This is a genomic window from Winogradskyella endarachnes, assembly GCF_009741275.1.
In the GTDB taxonomy this organism is placed as follows: domain Bacteria; phylum Bacteroidota; class Bacteroidia; order Flavobacteriales; family Flavobacteriaceae; genus Winogradskyella; species Winogradskyella endarachnes.
In genome coordinates this window covers 209,832-231,150 of record NZ_WOWS01000004.1, presented here as the reverse complement: position 1 = coordinate 231,150, position 21,319 = coordinate 209,832, and the positions used below count along the sequence as shown (strand labels likewise).

At 32.3% G+C, this 21,319-nt stretch carries 9 protein-coding genes; 5 read left to right on the top strand and 4 right to left on the bottom strand.

Annotated elements, in window-relative coordinates; all coding sequences use genetic code 11:
* The first annotated feature begins 291 nt into the window (after positions 1–291).
* From GN138_RS11830 to GN138_RS11810, 5 genes are all read left to right on the top strand, one after another.
* Positions 292–1,674: a sugar porter family MFS transporter gene (locus tag GN138_RS11830; protein ID WP_157364207.1), complete on the top strand. Its 1,383-nt coding sequence runs from the start codon at positions 292–294 to the stop codon at positions 1,672–1,674.
* A gap of 70 nt (positions 1,675–1,744) precedes the next feature.
* Positions 1,745–5,908, top strand: coding sequence for a two-component regulator propeller domain-containing protein (locus GN138_RS11825; protein ID WP_157364206.1), 4,164 nt, complete (start codon positions 1,745–1,747; stop codon positions 5,906–5,908).
* 397 nt (positions 5,909–6,305) lie between these two features.
* On the top strand, positions 6,306–9,335 hold the full coding sequence (locus GN138_RS11820) for a SusC/RagA family TonB-linked outer membrane protein (RefSeq protein ID WP_157364205.1): 3,030 nt from the start codon (positions 6,306–6,308) through the stop codon (positions 9,333–9,335).
* An 18-nt stretch (positions 9,336–9,353) separates the two neighbouring features.
* The gene (locus tag GN138_RS11815) at positions 9,354–10,895 is read left to right on the top strand and encodes a RagB/SusD family nutrient uptake outer membrane protein (RefSeq protein ID WP_157364204.1); all 1,542 of its coding nucleotides are present in this window, start codon (positions 9,354–9,356) and stop codon (positions 10,893–10,895) included.
* A gap of 94 nt (positions 10,896–10,989) precedes the next feature.
* Entirely contained in the window at positions 10,990–14,274 is a 3,285-nt protein-coding gene (locus tag GN138_RS11810; RefSeq protein ID WP_157364203.1) for a VCBS repeat-containing protein, read from the top strand.
* Here GN138_RS11810 and GN138_RS11805 read toward each other — a convergent pair.
* The 4 genes from GN138_RS11805 to GN138_RS11790 all read right to left on the bottom strand — a co-directional run bounded on the left by GN138_RS11805 (position 14,271) and on the right by GN138_RS11790 (position 21,209).
* Complete coding sequence (locus tag GN138_RS11805; RefSeq protein ID WP_157364202.1) at positions 14,271–15,614, bottom strand: GntP family permease; 1,344 nt, start codon at positions 15,612–15,614, stop codon at positions 14,271–14,273. The two genes, GN138_RS11810 and GN138_RS11805, sit on opposite strands and share 4 nt — an antisense overlap.
* 2 nt (positions 15,615–15,616) lie before the next feature.
* Positions 15,617–17,887, bottom strand: coding sequence for a glycoside hydrolase family 3 N-terminal domain-containing protein (locus GN138_RS11800; RefSeq protein ID WP_157364201.1), 2,271 nt, complete (start codon positions 17,885–17,887; stop codon positions 15,617–15,619).
* A 29-nt stretch (positions 17,888–17,916) separates the two neighbouring features.
* Positions 17,917–18,876 (bottom strand): SMP-30/gluconolactonase/LRE family protein, encoded by a 960-nt coding sequence (locus GN138_RS11795; protein WP_157364200.1) that lies wholly within the window; start codon positions 18,874–18,876, stop codon positions 17,917–17,919.
* A 107-nt stretch (positions 18,877–18,983) separates the two neighbouring features.
* Entirely contained in the window at positions 18,984–21,209 is a 2,226-nt protein-coding gene (locus GN138_RS11790; RefSeq protein ID WP_157364199.1) for a beta-glucosidase family protein, read from the bottom strand.
* Positions 21,210–21,319 lie beyond the last annotated feature (110 nt).

Here is a 21,319-nt window from a genome sequence, read left to right as displayed (position 1 = left end):
GGGATTTCACATTAAAAACATCTACTCTCATTTTTATATAGAAATGAAATTGAGAGCATTTTAATTAGGAAAATACTAATTCAGCATTAATATTTTAAGGATACTGTTTTAAATAGAATCTAAACCGCTGGTAATTCTAACAAAAAACAAGGCTTTACATGCCTTGTGTTTTCTATGTAAAACACCATATGCATCATTTGTTTCATTAATTGCTCGATTTATAATCTCTTCATTTTTTTTAACCAATTACATTTATTAAAAAATATAGAATAACACACAAAATAAACTTACATGTCTAAAAAATCTTTTTTGTTATTAATAACAACAGTTTCTGCATTAGGTGGATTATTATTTGGTTATGATACCGGAGTTATCAATGGCGCACAATTTTATTTAAGTAAATATTTTACACTCTCAGATGGCATGAAAGGATGGGTTGTAAGTAGCGCACTTATGGGTTGCCTATTTGGCGCCATTGCCGCAGGACCTCTGAGTATTAAGCTTGGCAGAAAGCACTCTTTAATAATCTCGGCTATTTTATTTTCAATTTCTGCTTATGGTTCTGGCTTACCAGAAATTTTTCCGCAAACCATCTCTACATTAGTTTTCTTTAGAATTTTAGGAGGACTTGGTATTGGTATTGCTTCAATGAATGCTCCAATGTATATAGCAGAAATTGCGCCTAGCCACATTAGAGGTAAAATGGTAACCTACTATCAATTAGCCATTGTAATAGGTTTTTTTATTGTCTTTTTAGCCACATATGCAATAGGAAATAATTTATCTGAGTCTGAAAATATTCGTATAGGTTGGCGACGTATGTTTTGGTCTGAATTAATACCAAGTGCCTTGTTTTTAATCCTTTTATTTTTTGTCCCTAAAAGTCCACGATGGTTAGTTTTAAAAGGCAATGACAGCGAAGCAAAAACCATTCTTTCTAAAATACACAATGATGATGAAGCCTCTAAAGAATTACAAAACATAAAAGAATCACTAAAAAAAGAAAATGTAAAAGTTAAAACCAATTATTTATCTAAAGCTATAATAAGCATAATTGCAATTGGTACCTTATTATCTGTTTTACAACAATTTACCGGAATTAATGCTGTATTATATTATGGTGCAGATATTTTTGAAAAAGCCCTTGGATTTGGAAAAGAAGACATTTTAGCACAACAAATTTTGTTGGCTTTTGTTAATTTAGTTTTTACTCTTGTGGCAATGTATACAGTAGACAAAAATGGTAGAAAACCTTTACTTTATATTGGTTCTGCAGGTATGGTATTAGGCTTTTTACTCTTAGGTATAAGTTTACAACAAGAATCTGTAGGTATCATATCTTTATTAGGTGTCTTAATTTTTATTGGTTCTTTTGCCCTGTCAATGGGACCTGTAGTTTGGGTTTTGTTATCAGAAATGTTTCCTAATAAAATTAGAAGTTTTGCCATGTCTATTGCTGTGGCAGCGCAGTGGGCAGCCAATGCTTTTGTGTCTCAAACTTTTCCGGTTGTAATGGGAAGCGATATAAATAATGGCTCACCTTGGCATGGCTCATTACCTTACTTTATCTTCATAGCTTTCATTCTTGTTATTGTTTTTGTCACTTACAAATATATACCAGAAACTAAAGGAAAATCGCTAGAAGAGATTGAAGACTTCTGGAAGAAAAGCTAAAATAAAGCTACAACTAATGTAAAATAAAACTGTAAATTTGAGTAAATCTCGCTAGAGAAATATTATTAAAATGAAAATAAAGTATCGCCTTTTTATATTCTTATTATGCTTTATAAACCAATGTATTTGGTCTCAAGAGCCGCTTCAAAAGTATGATTTTGTGAGTATAAAAGAAGGTATTTCTAAAGTTGGGGTTTACACAATAATTCAAGACAATTTAGGTTTTATTTGGTTAGGTACAAATGGGGCTGGTTTATATCGTTATGATGGTATAAATTATTCGTCTTACAAATACATTATAAACGATTCTACATCTTTAAGTAGTAGTTTGGTTCAAAGTTCTTATTTAGATAGCAAAAATAGGCTTTGGTTTGGCACAGATAATGGACTAAATTATTACAACAGAGAAAACGATTATTTTAATCGCATACCTAATTCGTTATTTCATTTAAACCATAACTCAAACATTTCCATTAACAGTTTAATGGAAGATAAAAACGGAAATTTATTTATCGGTACACTAAGTACTGGATTATTTAAAATGAATGCAGAGCGTACCGAAATAGAACGTATTATAAGCAAGGAGTCCATAGAATCTATTCCTCTTAACATAAAGGGAATTCAAATTGATAATAATGGTAAAATTTACATTGCTACTGATAGAGGTCTTAAAGAATATGATTATAATACAAATACCTTAAAACCCTCTGTTTTTATAACTGAACAAGGAGAAAATACGGTTGAGAATGCCATTGAATCTTTAATTATAGATGTGCAAAACAACATTTGGGTAGGTACAGAAACCGATGGCTTAATTAAAGTAAGTTCCAATCAAAATAACAACAACTTATTTACAATTGATCAGTTTCACTTATCTTCTAATCAATTTTTATCTCTTGTAGACTTAAAAAATGGCACCATATTATGTGGTACCGAAAATGATGGCTTATATCATATTGAGAATAATGGCACTGTTTTAAATAAATACGAAGCAAGCAAAACAGATAACAACAGTATTCTATCTAACTCCATCTGGTCGTTATATATTGATAATAACGAGCGAATATGGCTTGGATATTATAACCAAGGTGTTTCCGTTTATGACAAATTATACGATAAGTTTAACGAAATAAATAGTCTCTCTCAAAATCCAAATTCTCTACAACATGTTTCAGTAACAGCTATCGTCCAAGATGAGAATGATAAACTATGGATAGCCATGGATGGAGGCGGAATTGATGTTTTAGATAGACAAACAAACAATTTTACTCATATTAACTCTAGTAATAAAGATGTACATGGACTTACCAGCGATTATATTGAAGCGTTACTAATTGATAGCAACCAAAATATTTGGGCAGGTAGTTGGGAGAAGGGTTTATTTTACCTAAAAAAGGGATCTAAAAAATTTGTTAACTACCGTATAGAAAATACAAATAATTTAGCATCTAACACAATTCTCACTCTTGCAGAAGATGCAAACGGCATTATTTGGATTGGTTCTTACACTAATGGGCTCTATTCCTATAATCCAAAAACTAAAGGTTTTACACACTATAATTCTGGAGTATTTGCAGAAAACGGAATATCTAATATTGAAATAAGAAAAGTAATTATAGACAAAAATGATAATATTTGGATTGGTACAGAAGCAGGACTTTACAAAATAAAAAAACAAGCAAATGGTAAGTTTTCTGTAACAGACATGCGCAATAAAATGCCAGAAAATTTTAATAACCATAATAGTTCAGACAATATCTTATCACTTTTTGAAAGTACCGACGGCAATATCTGGATAGGCACAAGAGGTGCTGGTATGTGCAAATACAATCCGGATGAAGAAGAATTTATATGGTATAATAAACTTAATAACCTGGTAGAAGAAAATGTAAATAGTATTGAAGAAAGTGCTGACGGAAATATCTGGATTGCAGGTAACTCTGGTATTACAAAACTAAACGTATCAACAAATACATTTACCAATTACACAGTAAATGACGGCTTATTATCTAATGATTATAATATAAATTCTGCATTTATAGACAAGGACGGTTTAATGTACTTTGGAAATTTTCAAGGCATAGATTATTTTAATCCAATAGAAATTAAGGTAAATAATAGCCTACCTTCATCATATTTAACGGATTTTAAATTATTTAACGAAAGTGTTTTACCAAACGAAAATGGGTCTCCATTAAAAAAAGTAATCTCAAATACAGATGCTATTACACTTACAAATCAGCAATCTGTTTTTACAATTGAGTATTCTAGTATTAATCACACCAGACCAGAAAAAACCGAATATGCTTATTATTTAGAAGGCTATGAAACCGCATGGAATTATGTTGGTAAAAAACGCAGTGCAACTTATACAAATTTAGATTCTGGCACGTATACTTTTAAACTAAAGTCAGCCAACAACGATGGTGTATGGAACGAATCTTCTTTAGATTTAAAAATTACCATATTGCCTCCTTGGTGGAAAACAATTTGGGCCATATTATCATACATACTTTTATTTCTAACAGGACTATACTTATTAAATAAAATAACCCGAAATAGAATTAGAGACAAACAGCTTGTTTTAAACGAAAGGAACAACCGACTTTTAGAGAAGGAACTCAACGAGAAAAAACTTCAGTTTTTTACAAATATTTCTCATGAGTTTAGAACTCCACTATCTTTAATTATTGGTCCGCTTGAAGATATAATTAAAAATGACAGCGAAAACCTACCAGAACGAGTAAAAAATAAACATAACACCATCCATAAAAATACCAATAGACTCTATCGTCTTATTAACGAATTATTGGATTTTAGAAAATTAGACTTAAACAAAGTTCGTATTAAAGTAAGTGAATTAAACCTAGTAGCATTCACAAAAAACGTAACCAGTTACTTTAAAGAAGAAGCTTTTATTAAAAACATTCACCTCAGTATTGATACAGATGTGCAAGACATTGCTATTTATGCCGATCAAGGTATGCTAGAAAAAATAATTTTTAATATTTTGTCTAATGCATTTAAAGTAACACCAGAAGGAGGCGCCATTACCATAGATATTTCCTCTAAAGAAGACTTGGTAGATTTACCTTTAGCAAATGATAAAGAAAAAATTAAAGCCATTGAAATATCAATTTCAGATACAGGACCAGGATTAAAAGAAGAACAAATTGCAAATATTTTTGAACGCTTTTATCAAGTAGATAATCTAAATAAAACCTATTACGGTGGTACAGGTATAGGGTTAGAAGTGGTACAAAATTTCGTAAAATTACATAAAGGAAAAATTAAAGTAACTAGTGAACTAGGAGTAGGCACAACATTTACAATAATTTTACCGGCCGGAAATGCTTGTTTTAGTGAAACAGAAACTTTAACCGAGAACGTAAAAGACCAAGTAAAGCAAGCAACTTATTTTATACCTAAACAAAGTGAGGAATCTACAAATAACCATAGTGAAGAAGACGCCAACGTAAGTTCTCGTACATTATTAATCGTAGAAGACAATACCGAATTAAGAAATTACTTAAAAAACGAATTAAAAAGCCAATACAAAATTCTGTTAGCCAAAAATGGAAAAGAAGGTTTACAAATGGCAAAAGAAGTTCTCCCAGATATTATAATGACTGATGTAATTATGCCAGAAATGGACGGATTTCAATTTTGTAAACACATAAAAAGCGACATTAAAACAAGCCATATTCCATTACTAATGCTTACCGCAAAAACAACAATAGAAAACAGAATGGAAGGCATAGAAAATGGCGCAGACGCTTACATGGTAAAACCATTTGATATGGGCTTATTAAAGCTGAGATTATCACAGCTTATTACAAGCAGACAATTAATTTTTAACAAATACTTTAATGTTATAAGTGATGTAGAAACAAAAAACACCACTTCAATGGATAAAGAGTTTATTGAAAAAGTACTAAGCTTTATCAATGAAAGTATTGGCGATCCAGATTTAAATGTAGAATCTCTAGCGTCTCAATTAAATTTAAGCAGAAGTCAATTTTATAGAAAAATTAAAGCACTTACTAACCAAACAGCCAATGAATTTATAAGAAATATCCGGTTACTAAAAGCCAAGCAAATGATAGAAATGGGTAATAGTAATATCAGCGAGGTTTGTTATAAAGTAGGCTTCTCTTCACCTTCATATTTCACCAAATGTTTCAAAAGTTATTTTGGAATACTACCAAAAGAAATTGAAATAAAAACACCATAATTCCTACTTAAGAAAAAGACTTTTTTCTTCATTATACATAATTTAAGGCTGTGTAATTTTTTAATAATATCATATTTTTACTTATTAAAAAATACGAATTATTTATAAAATTGATTTAGTTGTTATAATATTAAAAATGTTGCAGTCTAAAAGAAACATGTTGAATTTAAAGGGCTTTTGCGCTAAAACGCATCAAAATTTACATCAGATGCTCTAAAATTAATATTTATAATTTAATAATTTTTTAACATTTGTTTAATGGGAATCAAAAACTCTAAACCAAAACTCTTAAGTGAGCTTATTCTCATCACTGCTATTATTTGTCTAATCATTTTTTTAGCGGTATTTATCTTTTAAACTAAACAACTAATAAACTAACAATTAAAAAACAATTTTTATGAAGATTAAACTACTCAAAAAATTATTTTTCACATTGACCATTCTGTTTGGTGTATTTTCCCAAGCACAAACAGTTACTGGTACTGTAAGTAGTGGAGACATGCCACTGCCTGGTGCTAGTATCATTGTGAAAGGTACTACCAATGGAACATCCTCCGATTTTGATGGTAAATATACCATTGAAAATGTCTCTACAACTTCCGTGTTGGTAGTTAGCTATTTAGGCTATATAACTCAAGAAATAACCGTTGGCAATCAATCTGTAATTAACGTAACGCTAATAGAGGATGAAAATTCTTTAGAAGAAGTAGTAGTTGTAGGTTATGGAACTAAGAAAAAGAGCTTAGTTACAGGAGCCATATCTAGTATAGATTCTAAACAAATTAAAAGTTCTTCTAATCAAAGAGTAGAGCAGGTTTTACAAGGTAGAACTTCTGGTGTTACAGTTACTTCATCATCTGGTTCTCCTGGTCAAGGTGCACAAATTCGTATTCGTGGTGCTGGTTCAAGTGGGTCTTCTGAGCCTTTATATATTGTAGATGGAATGAAATCTTCTTCTATTGCAACACTTGCGCCTAGTGATATTGCGAGTATGGAAGTCTTAAAAGATGCAGCTTCTGCTGCCATATATGGTACAGAAGGTGCAAATGGTGTTGTTATCATTACTACAAAAGGAGGTAGTAGAGGCGGCATTAAAGTTGGTTTTAGCACACAATTAGGTACACAGTTTGTTAATACTGATATGGAATTAATGAATGCTTCTCAATTTGTTCAATATATGAATGAGGCAGGTATTTCTTCTGTAGTAGATAATGGTTATAACACAAACTGGATAGACTCTACATTTGACAAAGCACCACTAACCCGATACGATTTAAATGTTTCTGGAGGTAATGACAAAACATCTTTCTATGGATCAATGGGCCACTTAGAACAAGAAGGTATTGTTGGGCAAGAAAACTCTTCATTTAAAAGAAAAACTTTCAGATTTAACTTTAAAAGTGAGTTAACCAAATTTTTAGAAGTTGGTGTAAACGCAACATATTCTTTTTCAGATAGATTTGGTATTCAAGAAAACAGTGATACCAGAGGTGTTATTCAAAACATGTTAATTATAGACCCATTAACTCCTGTAATTTATGATAGTTTAGCAGATGTACCACAATCCGTTTTAGACAACGCTGCTGCAAACAATGTTCCGTTATTAACAGACAGTAATGGAAATGTTTATGGCTACCCAAGCTATTCTACTGGTGAGGTGGTAAACCCTGTTGCATATGCTAACGTTATGAACAAAACTATTACAAATGATGTACAGTCTTTATATTCTGCATATTTAAAATTAAATATACTTGAAGGGTTAAGCATTACAACAAGATTTGGTAAAGAAACTGGAAGAATAGATGTTAAAAACATGATTAATCCATATTATGTATCTTCTGAAGCTTCAAACACAGCCTACACAGGTTCTCATACAAAATATGAAAACAAAAGATGGTTGTGGGAAAATTTTATAACCTACAATAAGTCTTTCAAAAATCACAATTTTAAGTTACTTGCAGGATATTCTGCCGAAGATAGAGACAATGTAACCTTAAAAGCAACAAGTGGATCCGTTAGTATAGATGAGTTTACTGGTTTCGATTTTAGTTTACCAGGTTTTAATTCAAACGTAACAAATCCCTTACCATATTTAGATAATATGGTTTCTACATACGGTAGATTATCTTACGATTATGATGGTATATATTTATTTGAAGCTTCCATTAGAGCAGACAAGTCAGATAAATTTCCAGAAGCTAACAGAACAGCTGTGTTTCCTGCATTTTCTGGTGGTTGGTTAGTGTCTAAAGAAGATTTTTGGAAAACTGAATCACCTATAAGCTACCTTAAATTAAGAGCAAGTTGGGGACAAAATGGTAGTCGAAGTAATTTAACAGGAAATGCAGATAAAACGTATATAATTGAAGCATTAAATGGCTTAGGAATTGATTACTTAGGAAATACAGGTGCTCAAATAACTGGCTATTCTAATGAAAATTTAGTTTGGGAAACATCAGAACAATTAAATTTTGGTATTGATTTAAGAGCTTTTGATAATAAATTAAGATTTACAACAGAATATTACAAAAAAACGACAAGAGATGCTGTTGTTGATGACGGAAGTTTAATAACTCCAGGTTCTGCTGGCTTTAATTCACAAGCCTTTAATGCAGGTACTATTGTTAATCAAGGTTTTGAATTTGAACTTGGATATTCAGACACTACGGAAGGTGGTTTTACATACAGTATTAATGCCAACTTATCCACTTTAAAAAATGAAGTTACCGAAATTCTTTATGTTGGAGACGCTGGTTATTTAACAGGTGCAGGCGCACCACAGAACGCAGAAGGAATCACAAGGTTTTCAGAAGGGTTACCGGCTTGGTATTTCTATGGTTATCAAACAACAGGAATAGACTCTAATACAGGGGAAATTCTTATTGCTGATACCAATAATGACGGAGACATTACAGATGCAGACAAAACCATGATTGGCTCACCTCATCCAGATGTATTATATGGTGGAAATATTAGTTTAGGTTATAAATCTTTCGACTTTAATCTTCAGTTTCAAGGAACTATAGGAAATGATATCGTTGCCACTTACCACCAACCTTCTAGAGCAATAACCAATAAACCTATACATTTCTTTAATAACAGATGGCAACAACCAGGTGATAACGCAAGTTTTCCAGGCGCTGCAAATGTAGCATCTGCTTACGATACAGATTTAGTTGTAGAAGATGGTTCATATATGAGAATAAAGCAAATACAACTTGGATATACACTGCCAAGAAGCTTTAGCGACAAATTAAAACTAGATAATTTTAGAGTTTATGTTTCATTAGATGACTTCTTTACATTCACAGATTACTCTGGCTTAGATCCTGAAATTGGAAACTTTAGTTTTAATGCTATTGGTGTAGATAGAGGATTCTACCCTACAGCAGCAAAAGCAATATTTGGACTAGCATTAGACTTTTAATAAAAAAAACAGACTATTATGAAAAGAACTTTTTTAACACTTTTATGTATTGCCCTCCTAGGTATTGTAGCCTGTGATGATGACTTTACAAATAACCCTAGACTAGATGGTCAGGACTTACAAACTTATTTTCTAGAAGAAGGTAACGTAGAAAAAGCCGTAATTGGCGTATACGATTTAATGCAATATAATTATGGTAGAGATTGGCATAGTGCCTTTTTAGTAAAGCTACTTCCTGGCGATGACGCTGGAGCAGGAGGAAGCGGACCAACAGACCAACCACAACTGCACGATATTGATGATTACAATACGTTATCTTCATCTAATGTTTCTGTAACTAGTAATTGGGACCTATTTTATAGAACAATTGCATTAACAAATTTAATTATAGAAAATGTACAGGACACTAATCTTAGTAACAAGGATAGAGTAATTTCAGAGGTTAAGTTTTTTAGAGCTTGGTGTCATTTTGAATTAACAACTATGTTTGGTGACGTTCCTCTAAGGGTTTCAGTACCTAGCAGTGCTGAAGATTTTCCTATTGCAAAATCATCAAGAGCAGACGTTTACGCTCAAATTGAGTCAGACCTTTTAGATGCTATATCATTTTTACCAGAAAAATCAGCATTAGCAGATAATTTTAGAGTTTCTAAAGGTGCCGCACAAGCTTTAATGGGTAAAGTTCTTGTTTTTCAAGAAAAATACTCAGAATCATTACCTTATTTTCAAAGTGTAATCAGTAATGCCTCTCATGATTTAGAACCTAATCCTGAAGACGTTTGGAATATTGATCATGAATTTGGAATAGAATCTTTATTAGAAATTGGCTATGTATCTACATCGGCAAGAGATTGGGGAAATATAGCTTGGGGCGGAAGAAACGAGAGCAACCTGCATATTCAATTAATGGGACCACGTGGTGATGGTATTTTTGATTTAACCGGAACAGAATTAATTAATGGATGGGGCTTTAACCTTCCTTCTAGTAAATTAGTAGACGCCTTTGATTCAGCGGGAGATGTAAACAGAAAAGCAGCAACTGTATTATCAGAAGCAGATTTAATAGCAGGAGGTGGTTCTGTTGATCCTACTGCAGCCACAGGTGGAGTAATTGAAGACTATGAAGGTGCTATTAGAATTAAATATGCAACAAAAACTGAAGATACTAGTGATGGTGGTGTTTTAGAATTAAACTATTCAACTAATTTTAGATTATTCCGTTATGCAGAAGTATTATTATTAGCTGCAGAGGCATATAACAAAACCTCTCAAGACGGCCTAGCAAGAATTGAATTAAATAAAGTTAGAAATAGAGCAGGCTTAGCAGATATTGATAACTCTGTAGCAGGTAATGATTTATTTGAAGCCATTGTTGATGAAAAATTCTTAGAGCTTGCTCATGAAGGTCAACGTTTTTGGGATTTAGTTAGATGGGGAAAAGCAGCAACTGAATTAGCAGGTACTGGCTACACATCTAAAAACGATTTATTCCCTATTCCAATAACAGAAATAGATAAAAACGAATTAATGACCATAGAAGATCAAAACCCTGGTTATTAATAATAAACAATTGATTATAGTTTGTAGATTAGTTTTTAAAAGCAACGTGGTATTTTTACTACGTTGTTTTTTTAGATTTTAAAAATGCTTTAAGATGTCAATTAGATTAGTATCTCTCATTATTTTAAGTCTAGTTTTTGGATGTAGCCAAAACAAATCCCTAGATAATACTAAGGTATTTAAAAAATTAGGTGTTAAATCTACAGGTATTAATTTTTCTAATACACTAGTAGAAACAAATAGCATGAATTATTTTAACTACACCTCAATTTATATGGGTGGTGGTGTATCTGCTGGAGATATTAACAATGACGGACTAATAGACCTCTTTTTTACAGGTAACCAAGTAAAAAACCGACTGTATCTAAACAAAGGCAATCTTCAATTTGAAGATATTACTGAAAAAGCTAATATAAGTGGAGATAGCAGATGGTATACAGGATCTACTATGGCGGATATTAATGGAGATGGCTTACTAGATATTTATTGTTCTGTTGCGGGTTTATCTAATGAAAGACGAAACCAACTTTATATTAATAACGGTAATAACACATTCACAGAAAAGGGAGAAGCATATGGTGTTGACGATGCTGCAAACTCTACACAAGGTACATTTTTTGATTACGACAATGACGGCGATTTAGACCTATATGTTGCCAATTACCCTATATCTAATGTAAATACATCTAATTTTACATATGTTAACAGAATGAAAACTGTAAATAATACCGAATCTGATAAACTTTTCAGAAATGACGGAGAGAAATTTACAAATGTGTCTGAACAGGCAGGCGTAAAAAGTTATGGTTTTTCTTTAGGTATAACTGCTGCAGATATTAATAATGATGGTTGGCAGGATCTCTATGTATCTAATGATTACAGTATTCCTGATTTTATGTATATCAATAATGGAGACAATACGTTTAAAAATGTTGTAAAAGATGCAACAAACCAAACTTCTTTTTACGGTATGGGAATAGATATTGCAGACATTAATAACGATGGCTTTTTAGATATTTTTCAAGCAGATATGGATTCTAAAAGTAGTAGAAGGCAAAAAGCCAACATGTCTAGCATGAATCCACAACTTTTTCACGAAATTGTTTACATGGGATTTCATTACCAATACATGCACAATTGTATGCAATTAAACACTGGTATCACAGATAATGAAATTCCACAATTTACTAATATATCTAGATTAACAGGAACCTCTTCAACAGACTGGAGTTGGGCACCTCTATTTGCAGATTTTGATAATGATGGTTATAAAGACCTATATATTACTAATGGTGTTAGAAGAGAAATTAACAACACAGACTTCTTTAATACCTACTCTAAAAACGACACAACAAACCTTACCGATCTAGAAAAAAGCCTAAAAATACCTTCTGAAAAAACAGATAATTTTATGTTTAGAAACAACGGTAATTTAGATTTTAAAAATGCTAACAAAGATTGGGGAATTGAGTACAAAGGTTTTTCTAATGGTGTAGCATATGCAGATTTAGATAACGATGGTGATTTAGAAATAATTATTAATAATGTAGACGACTATGCTTCTGTTTTTAAAAACAATAGCTCTGAAATTAATAATTACATTTCAATTGAGTTTAAAGGAACAAATAAAAACAAATTCGGACTAGGAAACCGTGTTGAAATCATCACAGAAGACCAAACCCAAATGCAAGAATTAACGCTAACTAGAGGCTTTCAATCTTCTGTAGCTCCAAGACTCAATTTTGGTATAAACAATAAAACAATAATAAAGCAACTAAAAGTAACTTGGACAGATGGTAAAACTCAAACTATAAAAAATGTAAAGGCAAATCAAAATCTTATTCTAAACTATAAAAACGCAAAACTAGAAAAAGAAACCTCAGAAGAATCATATCCTCTTTTCACAACTATAAACAGTAATAACCTTCCTAAACATAAACATATAGAAAACGATTATGACGATTTTCAAAAACAAGTTTTACTTCCTCACAAAATGTCTTCATTTGGGCCAGCTTTGGCGGTAGGCGACCTTAATAATGATGGTTTAGATGATTTTTTTATTGGAGGTTCGCATAGTAATATTGGTAGTATTTACTTTCAATCTAATAATGGATTTACTGAAGGAAATAAAACATTTTTAGAAAAAGACAATTTATGCGAAGACGTAGGTGCATTAATTTTCGATGCAGATGCAGATGGCGACAACGATTTATATGTGGTAAGTGGAGGTTATGAATTTTCCGCTAACTCAAGCTTTTATCAAGACCGCTTATACTTAAACAATGGTAATGGAGAATTTACAAAAAGTGTACTTCCTAATATGCCTATAAGTGGTTCTAATGTTTATAATGCAGATTTTAATAAAGATGGAAAACAAGATCTTTTAGTTTTAGGAAGGCAATTACCAGAACATTACCCTTCACCTGTTAATAGCTATTTATTGTTAAATAATAGCACAAAAAACGAGGTCTCTTTCTCAGATGAAACCAACCAATTTGCAGACGGATTTCAAAACTTAGGTATGGCAACAAGTGCAGTAATAACCGATATTGATAATGATACCTGGTTAGATATTATTGTGGTTGGAGAGTGGATGCCAATTAAGGTTTTTAAAAACAAAAAATCACATTTTGAAGACATATCCTCACAAATGGGATTAACAAAAGAAAATAGCACTGGCTGGTGGTGGAGCATAAAATCTGGTGATTTTGATAATGATGGTGACCAAGATTTTATAGTAGGTAATAACGGACTAAACTACAAATACAAAGCTACTGAAGACGAAACATTTGATATTTATGTTAAAGACTTTGATAATAATAACCATGATGATATTGTGCTTAGTTATTATAGTGAAGGCAAACAAGTACCTTTAAGGGGACGCTCTTGCTCTTCTCAACAAATACCTGCTATAAAAAGTAAATTTAAAGACTATAACAGCTTCTCTAAAGCTACATTAGTTGATGTTTATACAGAAGAAGAATTAAATAAATCATTGCATTACCAAGTTAAATCATTTGCAAGTATTTATCTCGAAAATAAAGATGGTAAATTTATAAGTCATAATTTACCCATTGAAGCTCAGTTTTCGTCTATTAACCAAACTATTGTACAAGATTTTAATAACGATGGAAACTTAGATATTATAATAGCCGGTAACTTATACGTTTCTGAGGTAGAAACACCAAGAAATGACGGTAGTTTTGGCTATTATCTTGAAGGAAATGGTAAAGGCAATTTTAAAGCTGTAGATACACAAACAAGCGGACTATTTATAAAAGGAGACACAAAAGATATTTCTAATATTAAAATTGGAAACGACAATTATATTATTGCTGCCAAAAACAATGATTATCTGCAGTTTATTAAAGTAAATTAAACTATTAATGATAAAACTAATACCACAATAAAGCTAGTTAAAGAAAGTAAGGTTGTCATTACAGTCCAGCTTTTAAAAGTTTGTTTTTCATTTAAACCTAAATATTTACTTACCAACCAAAAGCCGCTATCATTAACATGAGATGCTATTGAAGCACCTGAAGCAATGGCAATAACCAATAAAGCTTTATCTGTTTCAGTAATACCAATTGCTAAAAGTGGCGCTGTTATGCCTGCAGCTGTAATCATTGCAACCGTAGCAGAGCCTTGTAAAACACGAATAAGTACAGCTGCTAAAAAGGCAAATAACATTACACTTACTCCCTTATCTGCAAAGTAATTAGCTAACATTTCTCCTGTGCCTGTATTAACCAAAACTTGCTTAAACACACCACCTGCTCCTGTTAATAGAATTATAATTCCGGCTGGTCCCATAGATTTGGTTGTAATGTCTAGTAATTTTTCTTTGGTAAAATTTCGCTTAATACCCAGAAAGTACCAAGCAATTAAATTGGCTATAATTAAAGCGGAAAATGGATGACCAATCATTCCTAACCAATCTTTTAAATCTTCAGGTATTGTTCCTTCTTCAAATAAAGCACTATTTAAAACTGTATTACCTACTATAAGCAGTATCGGAATTCCTATTATAGATATAATTAGTCTAACTGAAGGATAGTTTTCAACTAAGGCTATTTCAGTCTCTAACTTTGGTGCTTCAATATATATTTTCTCAGCAATATATTTTCCAAATAATGGGCCACAAACCACAGCTGTAGGCAAACCAACAATAAAACCAAATAAAATAACCCAACCTAAATCTGCATTCAAAATATCAGCCACAGCAACGGGTCCTGGTGTTGGTGGTATAAATGAATGTGTTATTGCTAAACCTGCTAATAACGGAATGGCATATAACAATAAAGATTTTTTTGTTTTGCGCTGAAGTGAATATAAAATAGGCACTATAATTATAAAAGCCACATCAAAAAAAACAGGTATAGCAATGAAAAAACCAGTAATTACCATGGCCCAAGAAGCATTTTTTTGGCCAAACGTCTTTAATAAATAAGTGGCTAATGCTTTTGCACCTCCGGAATGTTCTAAAATTGCACCAAACATTGCACCTAAACCAACAACTACGGCTACAAAACCTAAGGTGTTTCCCATTCCTTGTTTTATGGTAGACATGATATCTCCAGGATGCATTCCGGCAAGTATACCAACACTAATACTAGCTATTAATAGTGAAATAAATGCTTGGATTTTATATTTAAGTATCAGCGCCAATAAAATGGCAATGCCAGCAAATACCGCAACTATAAGCGTATAGTCTATCATTACTACTTCAAATAAAAGGACGTTTTTAAACCTGAAGCTGCGTTTGGTGCTATCCAAACATTAAATGCACCTTCTTCCGCATTGTTTATTAATTTAGAATTTGTAAACTTTAAATCTACCGAACTTATAGTAAATGAGACTTCTTTTATTTCTCCTGGTTTTAATGACACATGCTTAAATCCTTTTAATTCTCTTATTGGTCTGGTAATACTTCCTACTACATCTTGTATGTATAATTGAACTATTTCTTTTCCAGAGGTCTTACCTGTATTTTTTACGTAGGCTTTAATTGTAATGTCTTCATTAAAACTAATCGTATCTTTTGAAACTGAAATATCTTCATATTCAAAATCCGTATAAGATAAACCATAACCAAATGGAAAATGAGGTGTATAACCTATATCTAAATAATGAGAATCGTTACCCAGAGAACTCTGCCATACACCAATAGGAATACTATCCATTTGTACAAATTGATCTACCTCTGCTGGTCTGCCAGTATTTTTATGATTGTAAAAATATGGTAATTGTCCAGCTGCTTTTGGCCAAGATACTGGTAATCTTCCTTGTGGTTCACTCCTTCCAAAAATAATATCATGTAAAGCCTCTCCTCCCATTGTACCTGGATGCCATGCCATTAATACAGCATCTACATCATCTATAATATTAGTAATGGTTATTGGTCTACCAGCCATAATTATAAGTACAATAGGTTTGCCTGTTTGGGCTAAGGCTTTCAGTAATTCTGTTTGAGCACCAGGTAAATCTATGTTTGCTCTGCTGTGTGCTTCACCAGAAAGAATAGCTTCTTCACCTCCAAAAAACAAAATAACATCTGCGTTATTAACTGCTTTAATAGCTTCTTCAAATCCATTTGTACTTTTATCTCTACTGTAGGTTAAACCTTCAACAAATTGAAAGTTAACTTCCGATTTTTTAAAAGCATCAACAGGTGTTACAGTATGCGTTTTATCACCATCAAAAGTCCATGTGCCTAGTTGCTCGTGAGGTTTGTTTGCCAATGGTCCAATTACAGCAACTTTTGTATCTTTAGCCAATGGTAATATGGATTCATTTTTAAGTAAAACTGTACTTTTAACAGCAGCTTTTTTAGCTTCTTTTAAATGTGCTTCTGCATATAAATTACCCGTATGATTTTCTGGTATATACGGCTTTTCAAAAAGATTTAATCTTAATTTTATACGAAGAATATGCTTTACAAATTCATCTAATTGCTTCAAAGAGACTTTACCTTCATCAATTAATTCTTTTAAATGGTTTTCGTAGACTTTACTATTCATTTCCATATCTAAACCTGCATTAGCTGATAATTCTGCTGCATGTTTATCATCTCGTGCATAGCCATGTGCAATCATTTCTTTTGTAGAGTCCCAATCGCTTACTACAAAACCATCAAAATTTAGTTCGTCTCTTAACACATCTTTTAATAGGTACTCGTTTCCTGTGGCTGGTATTCCATTAATTTCATTAAAAGAACTCATTACGGTTGCCGCACCTGCATCTAAAGCAGACTTAAAAGGCGGTAAATATACGTTTCTTAATAAGGGTTCAGATATGTTTACAGTGTTATAATCTCTTCCTCCAATGGCTGCTCCATAACCAATATAGTGTTTTGCACATGCCGCCATTGTTGTTGGATTGCTTAAATCATCACTTTGAAAACCTTCTATATAAGCTTTACCCAAAATAGAAGCTAAATAAGGGTCCTCACCTGGTGATTCTGCTATGCGTCCCCAACGACTATCTCTAGCAATATCTAACATAGGTGCAAAGGTCCATCTAATACCAGCAGAACTAGCCTCAAAAGCAGCAATTTCTGAAGATTTTCTAGCCACCTCAGCATCCCAAGATGCGGCCATACCTAATGGAATTGGAAAAACCGTCTTAAAACCATGAATGACATCTCTTGCAAAAATTAACGGAATACCATTTGGACTTTCTTCTACGGCAATACGTTGTAATTCTTTTACATAATCTAAATTCATAACGTTTAAAAAGGCACCAATTTCTCCGTTTCTAACTGCGGTCTTTAGTTCTTCTGGTAATTCACCTTTTACTCTACTCGACGTTCCCCTTAAATTGGTTTGTCCGATTTTTTCTTGAAGCGTCATTTTAGATAGAATGTCTTCGATTTGAGATTCTATCTTATCTTCTTCAGAGCTTCTCGATTCGCTTTGTGATTCTTTATTAGAACAAGCCGAAAAACAAATAAAAATGAATAATAAGGTTAAGGTTTTTAGTGATAATTTCATAGTTGATTTATATGTACTTGGATTGTTAATCAATTTTTAAAAAAATTACTTTTCACGCCTTTAACTCCAGGAACAACTTTAAATATGGAACCTGCTAGCGGATAATTTTCTAATTCTTCTACGGTCATATCTACACGTGCTGAGGTAATAAAAAGAATCTCTAAATTGTCGCCTCCAAAAGCACAAGATGTAATATTATGAGCCGGAACTTCTATACGTTTAAGTACTTTACCTGTATTTGGGTTAAAGCGAATAACAGCATTTCCATTCCACATGCCAACCCAAAGCATATCTTCTTTATCTATAGTCATTCCATCAGGATATCCTAACTCTTCGGGTATTTCAACAGCTATTCTTTCATTAGATATTGCACCAGTGTCATTATTAAAATCGTAGGCTTTTATTTGTGATGTTGGTGTGTCTATATAATACATGGTTTGCTTATCTGATGTCCATACAATGCCGTTAGAAATAGTAACACTATCTATTTTGGTTTCTAACTCTGGTTTGTTAGTGACACAAAAAAGTTTAGCTTCTCCTTTGGTTTGGTTAAAGTGCATTGAACCCACCCAAAATCTTCCTGAAGGATCACATTTCCCATCATTAAGTCGTTTTCCTTTTAAGTCATCTTTCATATTTAAAAACAAAGATGTTGATCCTGTTTTTAAATTTATGGTATGTATACCATCTTCTAAGGCTACTAAAGCTTCAGTCTTATTTTTTGGTACAACCGTCCCAACTCGAGATGGTGTTTTTAAAACCTTATTAATATTAGTTTTTGGATTATAAATATTTAAGGACTTTCCTTCTATATCTATCCAATAGAGTTCTTTTGTTTTATCATTCCAAATGGCACCTTCTCCTAATTTTGCTTTTGTTAGATAGGCTAATGTTACCTTATTTTCTTCTGTAGTACTCAACGTATCATTTGTAATTCCACAGCTTATTAATGTTATGGATACAATAGCACAGAGAACATATTTTAGCATATAACGAAATTATTAAGGTTATTAATAGTTATTTATAAAGTAAAATTAAACCGAAACCACGAAACAAAAAGGTTTACGATTATTTAAAATATCAACTTAGAAATAACTTACTGAATATTAATTTTTAACGTTTCAAAAATGTTATTAGAGGCGTTACCAACATAAACCGTGTAATCTCCTTTTTCTAAATTCCAATCTGAAATTGATTCGTCATAAAAAGCAAGTTTATTTACATCTATAGACACTTCAATAGTTTCAGATGTTCCTTTCTCTAAATTCACTTTAGAAAAGCCTTTAAGTTCTTTTAAAGCACGTTTTACTTTAGAATTAGTTTTACCTATATACACTTGCACAACCTCTGCACCTTCACGATTTCCGGTGTTAGATACTTGACAAGATATCTTTATGTTTTCATCCTTAGTATAACTATCCTTATCTACAGCGATATCTTTAAACTCAAAATTGGTATAAGACATTCCGTAACCAAAGGCATATTGAGGTTCAATATTTTTAGTATCGTGCCAACGGTAACCTACTAAAATATCTTCTTTATATTCTTGTTTTAAATCAACACCAGGATAAGACGTTTCACCAAAAGACATAGCAGCATTATCTTCTATTTTTTTAGGAAATGAAAATGGTAATTTACCAGAAGGATTTACGTCTCCACTAATAACATCTGCAATAGCATGACCTGCCATAGAGCCTAAATACCATGTTTGAATAACACCATTGACCTGATTTAACCACTCCATTTCAACAGCATTACCTGTAACCAAAACAAAACCTACGTTTTTATTTACTGCTTTAATAGCACTTAATAATTCCTCTTGGCCAAATGGTAAGTTATATTGTCTTCTGTCATCACCTTCGCAATCTTGTAAATGACTTTTAGTTAAACCACCAACAAACAGCACAATATCAGCTGCTTTAGCAACTTCTATTGCTTGCAACTTTAAAGAGTCTGCATTGTAGGTAGACGGAATAATTTCATCGTAAACTGATTTACCAGAATGATAACCCAAAGCATGCGTAATGGTCGCATTTTTATAGCGTTCTTGTAAACCTTGAAGTGGAGAAATTTCGAATTTAGGTTTTAATTCTGAAGATCCACCACCAGCGGTCATTGATCGTGTTGCGTTTTCACCAATTACAGCTATGCTTAAGCCTTTTTTATCTTCTATTGGAAAGAAATTGTTATCGTTTTTTAATAATACAATACCTTCTGTTGCTATTTTTCTTGCCACATTATGATGCGCTTTAGTATTTGCACGACCCACAAGACGGTTTTCGCTCATATTAGTGCGATACATTAATCTTAGTATACGTCTTACTTTTTCGTCTACCACAGATTCTGCAATTTCCCCTGATTTCAGCTTATTTAAAAACGGTGTAGCCAAGTAATATTGACTATAATGGTTAGCCGTTGTTAACCCTAAGCCATCCGTACCAGTTCCCATTTCTAAATCTAGACCAAAATTAGCAGCTTCGTCTGTAGAGTGTGCAGAACTCCAATCACTAATAACAACACCATCATACGCCCAATCGCCTTTTAAAATTTTCTTGGTTAACAACTCGTGATGTGTTGTATACTGACCTCTAAACTTATTGTAAGCTCCCATTATCGCCCAAACATCTGCTTCGGTAACTGCAGCTTTAAAAGCTGGTAAATATATTTCGTGTAAGGCACGATCACTTACGTAAACATCTACTTTATCTCTCCAACGTTCTTGATTATTAAGTGCAAAATGTTTTATACATGCTGCAACACCTGTAGATTGTAAACCTTTTACATACGGTACAACCATAGTAGATGCTAAAAATGGATCTTCACCCATATATTCAAAATTACGACCATTCATAGGTGTTCTATAAATGTTTACTCCTGGTCCTAAAATGATATCTTTTTTTCTGTAACGCGCTTCTTCTCCTAAACTAAACCCATAATTATTAGCAAGTTCTGGATTAAAGGTAGACGCTAAACACGTTAAAGCAGGAAACGCGGTAATGGAATCATTTGTCCAACCAGCATAAGCCCAATCGTCCCAACTCACCTCAGCTCTTACACCATGTGGTCCGTCTGCCATCCAAATTTCTGGTATACCCAAACGCTCAACCCCTTTTGTACTAAATTTTGACTGCGCATGGCACATTTCCACTTTTTCTTCTAAGGTTAATAATGGGATTATAGAGTCTATTTTAGCTTCAATTTCATTATTATAATCTGAAACTTTACTATCTAACGTTTTAGAGTCTTTTTGTTCACAATTTAGAAATAAAACTATTAAGGAAAAGCAAGATGCTATTTTGCAATATTTAGTAACAAAATTCATATAAAATATTTAGTTAATTAGGTTTAAAATAATCTAATTCTAAATGAGAATAAGATTAAACTCTTAGTGAAAGTAAATCTATATGAAATGAAAACTTTACAGTAAAACTA